The 12,034-nt window shown below is 61.8% G+C and carries 12 protein-coding genes; 10 read left to right on the forward strand and 2 right to left on the reverse strand.

Going from position 1 to position 12,034, the window contains the following annotated elements; all coding sequences use genetic code 11:
- The first annotated feature begins 5 nt into the window (after positions 1-5).
- From dnaG to E7002_RS04610, 4 genes are all read left to right on the forward strand, one after another.
- Positions 6-1,997, forward strand: a complete 1,992-nt coding sequence (gene dnaG / locus E7002_RS04595; RefSeq protein ID WP_303727687.1) for a DNA primase — start codon at positions 6-8, stop codon at positions 1,995-1,997.
- A gap of 173 nt (positions 1,998-2,170) precedes the next feature.
- A complete protein-coding gene (gene def / locus E7002_RS04600) occupies positions 2,171-2,698 on the forward strand; it encodes a peptide deformylase (RefSeq protein WP_303727688.1) in 528 nt (175 codons plus the stop codon).
- A 9-nt stretch (positions 2,699-2,707) separates the two neighbouring features.
- The gene (fmt, locus tag E7002_RS04605) at positions 2,708-3,664 is read left to right on the forward strand and encodes a methionyl-tRNA formyltransferase (RefSeq protein ID WP_303727689.1); all 957 of its coding nucleotides are present in this window, start codon (positions 2,708-2,710) and stop codon (positions 3,662-3,664) included.
- Positions 3,657-5,021 carry an RsmB/NOP family class I SAM-dependent RNA methyltransferase gene (locus E7002_RS04610; protein ID WP_303727690.1) on the forward strand — a complete coding sequence of 455 codons (1,365 nt, stop codon included), beginning with the start codon at positions 3,657-3,659 and terminating at the stop codon, positions 5,019-5,021. The genes fmt and E7002_RS04610 overlap by 8 nt, the downstream gene beginning before the upstream one ends.
- Before the next feature lie 139 nt (positions 5,022-5,160).
- On the opposite strand, the gene E7002_RS04615 is transcribed toward E7002_RS04610, so the two are convergent.
- Positions 5,161-6,945, reverse strand: a complete 1,785-nt coding sequence (locus E7002_RS04615; RefSeq protein WP_303727691.1) for an AMP-binding protein — start codon at positions 6,943-6,945, stop codon at positions 5,161-5,163.
- Between the two features lie 86 nt (positions 6,946-7,031).
- A complete protein-coding gene (locus tag E7002_RS04620) occupies positions 7,032-7,616 on the reverse strand; it encodes a helix-turn-helix domain-containing protein (RefSeq protein ID WP_303727692.1) in 585 nt (194 codons plus the stop codon).
- Positions 7,617-7,781: 165 nt separating this feature from the next.
- Here E7002_RS04620 and E7002_RS04625 point away from each other — a divergent pair, with 165 nt between their 5' ends.
- The 6 genes from E7002_RS04625 (at position 7,782) to E7002_RS04650 (ending at position 11,836) form a co-directional block, all read left to right on the forward strand.
- The gene (locus E7002_RS04625; RefSeq protein WP_303727693.1) at positions 7,782-8,534 is read left to right on the forward strand and encodes a ParA family protein; all 753 of its coding nucleotides are present in this window, start codon (positions 7,782-7,784) and stop codon (positions 8,532-8,534) included.
- Positions 8,535-8,587: 53 nt separating this feature from the next.
- A complete protein-coding gene (locus E7002_RS04630) occupies positions 8,588-8,797 on the forward strand; it encodes a 4Fe-4S binding protein (RefSeq protein ID WP_066662693.1) in 210 nt (69 codons plus the stop codon).
- Positions 8,798-8,799: 2 nt separating this feature from the next.
- Positions 8,800-9,864 (forward strand): 3-methyl-2-oxobutanoate dehydrogenase subunit VorB, encoded by a 1,065-nt coding sequence (locus E7002_RS04635; protein WP_303727694.1) that lies wholly within the window; start codon positions 8,800-8,802, stop codon positions 9,862-9,864.
- A gap of 2 nt (positions 9,865-9,866) precedes the next feature.
- Complete coding sequence (locus tag E7002_RS04640; protein ID WP_303727695.1) at positions 9,867-10,691, forward strand: thiamine pyrophosphate-dependent enzyme; 825 nt, start codon at positions 9,867-9,869, stop codon at positions 10,689-10,691.
- A 3-nt stretch (positions 10,692-10,694) separates the two neighbouring features.
- Entirely contained in the window at positions 10,695-11,231 is a 537-nt protein-coding gene (locus tag E7002_RS04645; RefSeq protein ID WP_066662689.1) for a 2-oxoacid:acceptor oxidoreductase family protein, read from the forward strand.
- Between the two features lie 161 nt (positions 11,232-11,392).
- Entirely contained in the window at positions 11,393-11,836 is a 444-nt protein-coding gene (locus E7002_RS04650; RefSeq protein ID WP_303727696.1) for a GatB/YqeY domain-containing protein, read from the forward strand.
- The last annotated feature ends 198 nt before the right edge of the window (positions 11,837-12,034 follow it).

Below are 12,034 nucleotides of genomic sequence, written 5' to 3' on the forward strand. Positions count from 1 at the left end.
TCGCATTGGCTGGCATCAGCGACGAGGATAAGGAACGGGTTCGTGCCGCTACCGATATCGTAGCCTTATTCTCGGAACGCTCGGTCATGCGGCAGAAGGGGCGCGATTTTTGGTGTTGCTGTCCCTTCCACGAAGAGAAATCGCCTTCTTGCAAGGTCGACCCCAATACCCAGCAATACTACTGCTTTGGTTGCCACGAACATGGCGACGTGTTCACGTACGTCATGAAGACCGAGGGCATCGAATTCCCCGACGCCGTGCGCCGCTTGGCGGAACGGGCAGGCATCGAAATCAAGGAATCGGGCGGCCCCAGCATTCCGCGTAGCTACAAGGAGCGTTTGCGTGGCGTATGCAACGACACGCGCGATTTCTATCATTCCCAGCTCATGCGCCTGAAGAGCCCCGAGGCTGACGCCGCGCGCGCCTATCTGGGCGGGCGCAACCTGGGCGGTTCCGTGCCGAAGGATTGGAACCTTGGTTTCGCTCCGGGCCGTGGTGCGCTCATCGCTCATCTGCGTTCCCGCGGGTATTCCATCAAGGAAATGATCGACGCGAACGTGGTCGTGCAGTACGACGGCTCGCGCCCGCGCGACCGCTTCTTCAACCGCATCATGTTTCCCATTCACGACGAATCGGGCCAGTGCATTGCCTTTGGCGGTCGCGTGGTGGGGAAGGGCGAGCCGAAGTACCTGAACACGAACGACACGCCGCTGTTCCACAAGTCGAACGTGCTCTTTGGCCTGGACAAGGCGAAGTCGCGCATGACCTCTACTGGTACGGCCATCGTGGTTGAAGGCTATACCGATGTCATCGCCCTGCACGAATCGGGCGTTACCAATGCCGTGGCCACCCTGGGCACGGCGCTTACCACGCAGCATATTCGCGTGCTCTCACGCCATGCGGGCAAGCGCGTCATCTACCTGTTCGATGGCGACGAGGCGGGCCAGCGCGCCACCGACCGCGCGTTGGGCTTCATCGACGAGTCCATGACTCCCGAAGCGGGAAAGCACCAGGTGGAGCTTCTGGCATGTACGCTTCCCGATAATCTGGATCCGGCCGATTTCGTAAATCAGCGCGGCGTGGAGGCCCTGCAGGCCGAACTCGATGCCGCCAAGCCGCTCATCGCCTTCGGCATCGACCGCCACATCGCGCGCTTCGATACGAGTACGGCGGAAGGTCGCACGGCTGCTTTTGCCGACGCCATCGCGCTGCTGGCTCCCATCAAGGATTCGCTTCTGGCTACGGAATACGCGGTCGATATTGCCGGGCGCCTGCACGTGCGCGAAAGCGACGCCATCGAGCGTCTGAAGCGCCTTACGCCGCCTACCAGGCGCGATTATTCCCGCAATGGCAACTACGCGGCGGCGAAGGGCAAGGGCAAGCCTCAGGCTGCTTCGCGTTCTGGGGCACCCGTGCCCTCTGCGCCCGAAGACCCCGAATACGTGCCCTATGACGAGTACGTTCCCTTCGAGGCGTACGAGTCGGGCCCTGCGTCTGCCTCCGAGCCCATGCCGGCCCCCGTGGAGCTTTCCGTGTACGAGCGCAACCGCCGTCGCTACGAGGCAGAGTTCATTGGCGTATGCGCGCATCATCCCGAGCTCGTGATGCCCTATGCGGCGTCGCTGGCCCAGGTAGCGTGGCACGTGCCTCTGCATGCGCAGGCTGCCGACGAGCTGCTTGCCGCCATTGCCGAAAACCCGCAGCTTACGCCCGCCGAACTTGCTGCGCGCATTACCTCGCAGTATCCCGAGGCGTCGCGTTTGCTCGTGGAGCGCGAAAGCGATGCGTCCGCAGGTGACGATTTCAACGCCTACGCCAGCTTCCTTTCCGAGATCCTGGCCACGGGCGACTTGGCCAGCCAGATCGAAACGTACCGCGCGCAGCTCTCGCATCCCGAAGCGCTTTCCGAGGAGGAATCCGAGCTGCTTTTCGAAACGGTTTCCGCTCTTCAGCACGAGCTTGCCGAGCGCCGTTCTCGCCGTCGCACCGGTCAGTAGGGCATCGCCTTTCCAGCGCTTTGCATGCGTGCGCCTCATTGCGCCTATTCGCATGGTGTTTTCGCGCCGTTACGCACGTGTTTCCCCCGTGTGTACGCGCGCTCGCTAGAATGGATAACCGAATATATCTGCGCGCATGCCATTGCGCGCGTGCTTTGCATAGAGGAGTAACCATGAAAATCGTATTGTCGCCCGACCCCATGCTTCGTCAGCGTGCGGAAGAGTGCGAACCGGGCGATCCCAGCCTGAAGCGCCTTTCCAAGCGCATGGCGCGCACCATGTACAACAATGATGGCTGCGGCCTGGCCGCCCCGCAGGTGGGCGTGCTCAAGCGCATCATCGTCATCGATTGCGACACTGAAAGCGAAACGCAGAATCCCATCACGCTCGTGAATCCCGTTATCGTGGAAACCGCGGGCGAGCCCGAAGTAGCGGAAGAGGGCTGCCTTTCCCTGCCGGGCATCTCCGTGCCGGTCAAGCGTCCGCCGTATGCCCGCGTGCGCTACTACGACGTCGACGGCAACGAGTGCGAAATCGCCGGCGATGGCCTGCTTGGTCGTTGCCTGCAGCACGAGATCGACCACCTCGATGGCAAGACGCTGTTCGAAAGCTGCGATCCCATTGCTCGCATCAAGGCGCTGCGTGACTACGATGCCGCCATCGCCGCTGGTGCCAGGCCCGGTCAGACTGCTATCAACTAGGAAGCGCGCATGAGAATTTTATTCATGGGCACGCCCGCGTATGCGGCCACCATTCTGGAAAACCTTATTCAGCAGCACGAAGTCGTGGGCGTGTACACCCGTCCCGACGCCGTGCGCGGTCGTGGCAAGAAGCTCGTCTTCAGCCCGGTGAAGCAGGTTGCGGTGCAGCACAACATTCCGGTGTTCACGCCGCGTAACCTGCGCGATGCCGCCACCCAACGCGAAATTGCCGCGCTTGCCCCCGATGTCATCTGCGTTGCGGCGTATGGTGCCATCCTGCCCAAGCGCGTGCTCGACACGCCGCCTCATGGCTGCCTGAACGTGCATGCCTCCCTGCTGCCGCACTGGCGAGGCGCTGCTCCCATCGAGCGCGCCATCCTGGCGGGCGACGAGCAGGCTGGCGTGTGCATCATGCGCATGGAGGAAGGCCTCGACACGGGCGATTACGGCGTCGTGCGCACCACCGACATCGGCTCCAAGAACGCCACCGAGCTCACGCGCGAGCTTTCCGACCTGGGTTCCCAGGCGCTGCTTACCACGCTTGCCGTTCTCGAGGATGGCGGCCATATCGAGTGGAAGAAGCAGGACGATTTCTTCGCCACGTACGCTCCGAAGGTGGAAAAGCACGAGTTCTACCTGGCACCCACCGACAAGGCGGCCGACGCCGCCAAGAAGGTGCAGGCTTCCTCTGCGCCGCATCCCGCTCGCTGTGTCATCGCCTCGCGCCAGGTCACCATCATCGCGGCCGAGCGCGAAGCCAGCCGCCTGAACTGCGACAAGATGAAGCTCGCGAAGGGCCGCGTCATGCTGTTCCAGAAAGAGCTCTACATTGGCTGCGCCGATCGCCCGCTGAAGGTCATCGAAGTGCGCCCCGCGGGCAAGCACTCCATGTCGGGCCGCGATTTCGCCATGGGCATCCAGAACGTCAAGAGCGGCCTTATCACCTGGGAGGCTATCGATGGCTAAACTTTCCCCCGCCCGTCGTGCGGCGGTAGAGGTGTGCGCTACGGTGCGCCAGCGCCAGGCGTTTGCGTCCGATGTGCTTACGGCGTATCTGCGCGACGCCAAGCTTTCTGCGTCCGACGCGGGCTTTGCGCGCGTGCTCGTGCTGGGCGTTGTGGCCACGTGGGGCACGCTCGACGAGGTCATCAATCGCTGCCTGAACACGCCTCGCGACGTGCAGGACGACGTGCGTGATGCGCTGCGCATCAGCACGTACGAGGTCATCTTCCTGGGCAAAGACGCTCACGCCGTGGTCGACCAGGGCGTAGAGCTCGTTCGCCATGTGCAGCCCAAGGCTGCGCGCTTGGCAAACGCCGTGTTGCGCAAGATCGTGCGTGCCAAGCTCGATTTCCCGTTCGCGAATCCGCATACCGACGACGCTGCGCTGGGGCGCAAGCATGGCTTTCCCGCGTGGCTTGCTGAGCAGCTCATCGCCCAGCTGGGTCGCCATGGCGCCGACGTGTTCATGAAGGCTTCGAATCATCCTGCCCCCGTGTTCTTCGCCGTGCCGGGCCTGAAGGTCGACGAAGACCGCGTGAAGCGCACGTTTGCGCGCGAGGGCGTTACGCTCGAGAGCGTCACCGTTGCCTCGCATGCCGTTCCCGGGTGCTACCACGCGCCCAGCACGGCCGTCGCCGCACACGCCGCGCAGTACCTGTTCAGGGAAGGCGGCTTGCTGGTAAGCGACGCTGCTGCCCAGGTCATCGCGTCGCGCGTGCTGCCGGAGCAGCCTGGCACGTTCCTGGAAATCGGTTCGGGCCGCGGCACGAAGACCATCCTCATCCAGGCGCATGCTCATCGCATGTGGGGCAAGCAGATGCAGCTCACTGCCATCGACAATCACGGCTTCAAGGCCGATTTGCTGCGTAAGCGCGCCCAGCAGTTCGGGGTCGAGCTGGAAGGAGTCCGCACGCTCGATGCGCGCGATCTTTCCGCCCTGGGCAAGATGCTCTACGATGGCGTCTTCCTCGACGCTCCCTGCTCGGGCGTGGGTACGCTGCGTCGTCATCCCGAAATACGCTGGCGCCTGCGTCCCGCCGATGTGCGCGCCCTTTCCGAACTGCAGCTTCAGATGCTTTCCGAGGCGTCCACCCGCGTGAAGGTGGGAGGTCGCCTTGCCTACGCCACCTGCACGGTGCTCGCGCAGGAAAACGAGCAGGTCGTGAAGGCGTTCCTGGAATCCGATCAGGGCAAGGGATTCCGCTTGGTTCCCTGGGATCCCGAAGACGCCAACAAGGCCCGTGGCCTGTTCTTCAAGAGCCCGCTTACCGCAGCGGGCACCGACGCCCACTTTGCGGCGTTGTTCATGCGCGTGCAGTAGCTCACGCATAACGCATGCCTTCAACGAGCCCGTAGCGCCTGCTGCGGGCTCGTTTTCGTTTGCGCTTCCCCGGCTTCGGCCAATAAAAAACCGCCCGCGAATCGATCGCGGGCGGCTGCATGTGCTCTGTAGCGAGGCGTTATACCAGGCCGTCTTTCTTGTCGTGTTCCTGGGGCAGGTGAGCCTTGGCCTCGTCTTCCTTGCGGATGGCAACGCGGCGAATCTTGCCGTTGACCGTCTTCGGCAATTCTTCCACGTAGTCGATGATGCGGGGGTACTTGTAGGGCGCCGTCTTGCGCTTTACCCACGTCTGCAGGTCCTTCGTAAGCTGGTCGGTGCCCTTGAACCCAGGCGCCAGCACTACCGTGGCCTTCACGGCGAAGCCGCGCAGCGGGTCGGGTACGCCCGTAACGGCAACTTCGCGCACCGCTTCGTGTTCCAGCATGACGCTCTCGATTTCGAAGGGCCCGATGCGGTAGCCGCTACTCTTGATGACGTCGTCGTTGCGGCCGACGTACCACAGGTAGCCGTCCTCGTCTTCCCAGGCCGTGTCGCCCGTGTGGTACCAGCCGTCGTGGATGGCCTCGGCCGTCTTTTCGGGGTTGCGATAGTACTCCATCAGGATGCCGTGGGTGTTCTCGTCGGCCTTGATGCAGATCTCGCCCGTCTGACCGGGGGCGCACTTCGTGTCGTCGGGGTTGTGCACCTCCATGACGTACTGCGGAACGGGGCGGCCCATGGAACCGGGGCGCGGCGTCATGCCACGCAGGTTGGCCACGGTAAGCGGCGTTTCCGTTTGGCCGAAGCCCTCGTAAATCGTAAGTCCCGTGTGCTTCTTCCAGAACTCGAACAGGTCGGGGTTCAGGGCTTCGCCGGCGGTGGTGCAGTACGTGAGGCTGGAGAGGTCGTGGTCGTCGATGCCTGCTTCCATGAACATGCGGTACATGGTGGGCGGGCAGCAGAGCGTGGTTACCTGGTACTTCGCGATGAGATCCAGGATCTCGCTGGCGTGGAAGCGGTCGAAGTCGTAGGTGAGCACGCAGGCTTCCATGAGCCACTGGCCATAGTACTTGCCCCAAACGGCCTTGCCCCAGCCGGTGTCGGCGATGGTGAAGTGCAGGCCGCCGTCGCTTACCACGTTGTGCCAATGCTTGGCGGTAACGGTATGCGCCACAGCATAGCCGCTGTTGTGCAGCACCATCTTCGGGTTGCCCGAGGTGCCGCTGGAAAAGTACATGAGCATGGGGTCGGCGGCGCTGGTTTCGCGGCGCTCGAATTGATCGCTTGCCTCGCGTACGACGGTGTTGAAGTCGATCCAGCCTTCGCGCTGCACGCTCGTAGCGCAGATGCCCGCGGGGCCAGAGAGCGCGGCGCCGTAGCCCGCCGCCTGTACGTCTTCGGGTGCCATGAGCCCGCCACCTGCGGCGTTCACCAGGAACTTGGCCTGCAGAGTGGGGCATTCGGCGTGTACGTTGTCTACGATCTGGGCGATATCGCCGCAGTTGGAGCAGATGATGGCCTTCACGTCGGCGCTCTGAATGCGGTACGTGAGGTCGTGCTCCTTCAGCATGAACGTAGCGGGAACCATAACGGCGCCCAGCTTGTGTAGGGCCGTGGCGATGAACCAGAACTGATAGTGGCGACGCACGATGACCATTACCATGTCACCGCGGCCGATTCCCGCAGCGGCCAGCGCGTTGGCCGTCTTGTCGCTCCAGGTTTTCATGTCGCCGAACGTGAAGCGGTGTTCTTCGCCTTCGGGATTCGCCCAGATCATGGCGGGGCGCTCGGGTTCGGCTTGCGCGATATCGTCTACGACGTCGTATCCGAAGTTGAAGCTATCGGGGTAGTTGGCGCGGAAGCGCGTGAGCACGCCCGCTTCGTCGTAAGATTCCTCAACGTATCGCTGATGTATGTTTCGCATGTCTTCTTCCTTGTGTGATGCGGTTTCCCGCGTGATTGTTCGAGCAGATGAATGGCGTTACGGCGCTACTCGCAGGGGAGTAACGCCTAGCTAATGCTCGAACCCGCGGGCTTCATCACGATGGCCATGAACACGCAATCCTCGCCTCCCGTGGCGATCATGCCGTGCCCGCGGCCCGAATCGTAGAGGAGCGTGTCGCCCACCGACACTTCCTCGATGTGGTCTTCGTAGCGGAACTTCATGGAGCCGCTGATGATGAAATCGAGCTCCTGCCCCTTGTGGTAGGACAGGTGAATGGGCTGATCCTGCTGTTCTTCCAGGTAGGGGATGGTTACCAGGAAGGGCTCGCATAGCTTGTCGCGCAAAAACGGCGCCTTGTGCAGATACTGGAATCCCGCACGGCGGTTGATGGGAAGCCCGTCGCCCGCTCGTACCAGAGAGTAGCCGGAAAGGTGCGGGTTTTCGCCCGTAAGCAGCTCGATTACGTCGACGCCGAGCTTCGCGGCGCACTTCGACAGGAACGTGAACGAAAGGTCTTCCTCGCCCGATTCCTGTGCGGTGTATTCGGAAAGCGTGCGGCCGGTGCTTTCGGCCATTTCCTGCATGGAGAAACCCATGTCTTCGCGCAGGGCCTTAATTCGGTTCGCAACCTCTTGCGTGCTGACGTCCATGATTAGCTTTCCTCCTTTTCATCGCAATCGTTTATGCAGACTATACCCCTTTGGGCCAATCACTGCATGGTACTATACTCACTTACTTTAGTGCGCGATAGTGATTATGAGGAAATCGGCCGTCACCTCCTTGCAATCTGCATCTTTCATGCTTGAATGGGATGCATGGATGAACCCGAAGCAACATACCAACCCTCTTCGCCCTTGCCGCAATCCCTGCTCGAGCTGGGGCAAGTCGTGGTGGTGTGTGGCCATTACGGGGTGGGGAAGACGAACTTCGCCCTGAACTTCGCCGTCGATGCGGCGCGGGCTGGCAGGGAAGTCACGGTGGCCGATCTGGACGTCGTGAACCCTTATTTCCGCTCGTGCGAGTACGCCGACGTGCTCGAAGCCGCCGGGGTTTCGCTCATCGCCCCTACGTTTGGGGGCACGGCCCTCGACACGCCAGCTCTTTCGGGGCGCGTGTCTTCCGCCATCGAAGCCGCCTATGCCGACGAGAATCGCCTGCTCATCTTGGATGTCGGTGGCGACGACGCAGGCGCCACGGCGCTCGGTCGCTTTTCGGCTGCGCTCAAGCGGGGCTCGTATGCCTTCCTGTACGTGGTGAACGCCATGCGCGAGGGCACGCCCGAACCCGCCGATGCCGCTGCCATCCTGCCCGAAATCCAGGCTGCCTGCCGCCTTGCGGCAACGGGCGTGGTGAACAACACGCATCTGTCCGCGGAAACGTCGAGTCAGGTGGTCGAACGCGGTCGCGTCTTCGCCGAAGAGGTTGGCCGTCTGGTGGGGCTGCCCGTGGTGGTGCATACGGTTCCGCTGGCCTGTGTTGCCTCGGGGTATCGCCCCGAAGGCGTGGTGCCGCTTCCCGGCGACTACGTGGTGCGCAAGTACGTCCGCACTCCGTGGGACGCCGAATAGTTGGTTACGTGCCCCGGGTTGCGCATCGGGGCTGAACATAGAAGGAGAAGCTTATGTCGCGAATTATCGTAGACGAGACGTATTGCAAGGGGTGTGGCCTGTGCGTCGATGCGTGCCCTCTGGGCATTGTCGAGCTCGATACCGAGCGCATTAACGCAAAGGGCTATCATCCCGCGCATTTGGTAGACGAGGAGCGCTGCACTGCGTGTTGCTCGTGTGCCACGATGTGCCCCGATGTGGCAATTACGGTCGAGAGGTTCTAGGTATGGCTGAGAAAGTACTTATGAAGGGCAACGAGGCCCTTGCCGCAGCCGCCGTGCGTGCGGGATGCCGTTTCTACTTCGGTTACCCCATCACGCCCCAGACGGAAATCGCGGCGTACATGAGCAAGACGATGCCGAAGATCGGCGGCACGTTCCTGCAGGCCGAAAGCGAAGTTGCCGCCATCAACATGCTCTATGGCGCTTCTGCCGCTGGCGCGCGCTGCATGACGTCGTCCTCTTCGCCGGGCGTTTCCCTGAAGGCCGAGGGTATTTCCTACATGGCCGGCGCCGACCTTCCGGGCGTCATCATCAACGTCGAGCGTGGCGGCCCGGGCCTGGGCTCCATTCAGCCTTCCCAGCAAGACTATTGGCAGGCCACGCGCGCCATGGGTCATGGCGATTCGCGTCATATCGTGTTCGCTCCCTGCACCGTGCAGGAAATGGCCGACCTGGTTTACCTTGCCTTCGACAAGGCCGATGAATACCTCATGCCCGTGGTCATTTTGGCCGACGGCCTGCTGGGCCAGATGATGGAGCCCGTAGTGCTTCCGCCCGAAAAGACGGAACTCCCCGAAAAGCCGTGGGCTACCTGCGGTCACGGCGGCAAGCGCCCCCACAATGTGGCCAATTCGCTGTACCTGCAGCCCGACCAGCTGGAAGACAAGCTCATCGAACGCTACAAGCGCTACGAGAAGGTCGAGCAGACCGAGCAGCGCAGCGAGGGCTTCATGCTGGAAGACGCCGAATACGTGGTCGTGGCCTTTGGTGCCAGCGCTCGTATTGCCCGCTCCGCCGTTACCAAGGCGCGCGCGGAAGGCATCAAGGTTGGTCTGCTTCGCCCCATCACGCTCTGGCCGTTCCCCAACGACGCTCTTGCCGCCACGGTTAGCCAGGCCAAGGCCTATCTGTCGGTGGAAATGTCCATGGGCCAGATGGTCGATGACGTGCGCCTTGCCATCCACGACGCTCGTCCCGTTTCGTTCTTCGGTCGTACGGGCGGCATGATTCCTTCCCCCGCGGAAGTGCTCGATGCCATCCGCAAGATGGCCGAACAGGCAGGTGAATAGGTATGACGCAAGAAAAGAAAATCATGTTCCAGCGACCGAAGTCGCTGCTGCCCGTTCCGTTCCACTATTGCCCCGGCTGTCCACATGGCATCGTGCATCGCCTGGTTGCGGAAGCTATGGACAAAATGGATCTCGAGGGCAAGGCCGTGGGCGTGGCGCCCGTTGGCTGCTCCGTTATGGCCTACGACTACTTCGGCTGCGACATGATCGAAGCTGCGCATGGTCGCGCTCCCGCGGTGGCCACCGCCGTGAAGCGCGTGCATCCCGGCAACCTGGTATTCAGCTACCAGGGTGACGGCGATCTGGCCAGCATTGGCATGGCGGAAACGGTGCATGCCGCAACGCGTGGCGAGAACATCACGGTCATCTTCTACAACAACGCCATCTATGGCATGACGGGTGGTCAGATGGCTCCTACCAGCTTGCCGAACCAGATTACGCAGACGTCTCCCTATGGTCGCGACGTGAGCACCGCGGGCTATCCCATTCGCGTGTGCGAGCTGCTGAAGGACCTCGACGGCGTTGCGTATCTGGAACGCGTTACGGTCGATACGCCGGCTCACGTGCGCAAGGCCAAGAAGGCCATCGAGAAGGCGTTTACCTATCAGATGGAGGGTCGCGGCTACACGCTCATCGAAATCGTGGGCACCTGCTCCACGAACTGGGGTCTTACGCCTCAGGAGTCCTTCGAGTGGATGCGCGAGAACATGCTGCCGTACTATCCGTTGGGCGTGTACAAGGATGTTGTCGCCGATGGCTACCCCAGCATCCGCGAGGCCGCCGCGGCACGCGCGGCGGAATGCCCCATCGCGCAGAAGGAGGCGTAATCCATGGCGAAGGATCTGAATATCATCCTGGCGGGCTTTGGTGGACAGGGTCTGCTCTTCGCGGGCAAGATCATTGCGCAGGCGGGCCTTATCGAAGGTCGCGAGATTTCCTGGCTGCCAAGCTACGGCCCCGAAATGCGCGGCGGCACGGCGAACTGCAGCGTGTGCCTTTCCGATGAACCCATTGGCAGCCCGCTCGTAACCGAGCCCGATGTTCTGGTTGCCATGAACCAGCCTAGCGTCTACAAGTTCATCGACGCGGTTGTCCCCGGCGGTTTGGTTCTGGTGGATACCACGTTGGTGCCCGATATTCCGCAGCGCGACGATGTGCGCATTTTCCCCATCCCCAGCACCCAGCTGGCGGAAGAGAATGGCTTCAAGACGCTTTCGAACGTCATTCTCACGGGCAAGCTGTTTGCGGAAACGCAGTTCTGCAAGAAGGAGAGCATCGAGGAAGCGCTTACCAAGGTTATTCCGCCGCGTAAGCAGAAGCTGCTCGCCCCGAACCAGAAGGCGCTTGCCCTGGGCATGTCGCTCTAGGCTACGACTTCAATCGGTTTGCTTTGCGGCCCGTCGATTTCGGCGGGCCGCTTTTCGTTTGCAGTCTGCGCGTATATGCGATTCGCGCGAAAATGCGGCTCGCATGTGCTGTTCGGGTCTACTATTGATGGCAAGGAACATTACTTCGAAGGAGTTGCCCTATGACCTACGATGAGCTGAAAGACCAGATTAAAGATGCCATGCGCGCCCGCGACAAGGTGCGTCTGTCCATTCTTCGTCAGGTTCATGGCGAGCTGAAGGACATTGAGGTGAACGAGCGCCGCGACGTTACCGATGAAGACGTAACCGCCATGGTCAAGCGTCTCATCAAACAGACGAGCGAAACGCTGGAAGGCTCGCAGAAGGCGGGCACCGACGAAGAGCGTACGAAGAACCTGCAGCGTCAGGTGGAAATCCTGAACGATCTGCTTCCCGCACAGCTTGCTGGTGAGGAGCTTACCGCCCTGGTGGAAAAGACCATTGCCGAGCTGGGCGCCGAAACGAAGCGCGACATGGGCAAGGTCATGGGTGCGTTGAATGCCGCAACGGGCGGCAACTTCGACAAGGCCCAGGCCGCCAAGGATGCGGGCGCGCGCCTTTCCTAACGAGGGCGGCTTAGCGTCGAGCAGTTGCAATTCCATGTGTGTTGCCAAAGGAGAGACGGATGCTTCGGCGTCCGTCTCTCCGATTTTATGAAGGGGGTTGCGCGCCGATGCGCCCGCACGTACAATGACTTCGTCCTTTAAAAGCGGTACAGAGAGACCGACAAGGCTTGCAAGCTGCAAACGTACTACAAGCAGAAC

This window comes from Denitrobacterium detoxificans (genome assembly GCF_015062615.1).
In the GTDB taxonomy this organism is placed as follows: Bacteria; Actinomycetota; Coriobacteriia; order Coriobacteriales; family Eggerthellaceae; genus Denitrobacterium; species Denitrobacterium detoxificans_A.

Coding starts and splice junctions, on each gene's coding strand:
- E7002_RS04610 (WP_303727690.1), top strand. CDS start 3,657: ATGGCTAAACTTTCCCCCGCCCGTCGTGCGGCGGTAGAGGTGTGCGCT.
- E7002_RS04645 (WP_066662689.1), top strand. CDS start 10,695: ATGGCGAAGGATCTGAATATCATCCTGGCGGGCTTTGGTGGACAGGGT.
- E7002_RS04640 (WP_303727695.1), top strand. CDS start 9,867: ATGACGCAAGAAAAGAAAATCATGTTCCAGCGACCGAAGTCGCTGCTG.
- E7002_RS04635 (WP_303727694.1), top strand. CDS start 8,800: ATGGCTGAGAAAGTACTTATGAAGGGCAACGAGGCCCTTGCCGCAGCC.
- E7002_RS04650 (WP_303727696.1), top strand. CDS start 11,393: ATGACCTACGATGAGCTGAAAGACCAGATTAAAGATGCCATGCGCGCC.
- E7002_RS04625 (WP_303727693.1), top strand. CDS start 7,782: ATGGATGAACCCGAAGCAACATACCAACCCTCTTCGCCCTTGCCGCAA.
- E7002_RS04620 (WP_303727692.1), bottom strand. CDS start 7,616: ATGGACGTCAGCACGCAAGAGGTTGCGAACCGAATTAAGGCCCTGCGC.
- fmt (WP_303727689.1), top strand. CDS start 2,708: ATGAGAATTTTATTCATGGGCACGCCCGCGTATGCGGCCACCATTCTG.
- E7002_RS04615 (WP_303727691.1), bottom strand. CDS start 6,945: ATGCGAAACATACATCAGCGATACGTTGAGGAATCTTACGACGAAGCG.
- E7002_RS04630 (WP_066662693.1), top strand. CDS start 8,588: ATGTCGCGAATTATCGTAGACGAGACGTATTGCAAGGGGTGTGGCCTG.
- def (WP_303727688.1), top strand. CDS start 2,171: ATGAAAATCGTATTGTCGCCCGACCCCATGCTTCGTCAGCGTGCGGAA.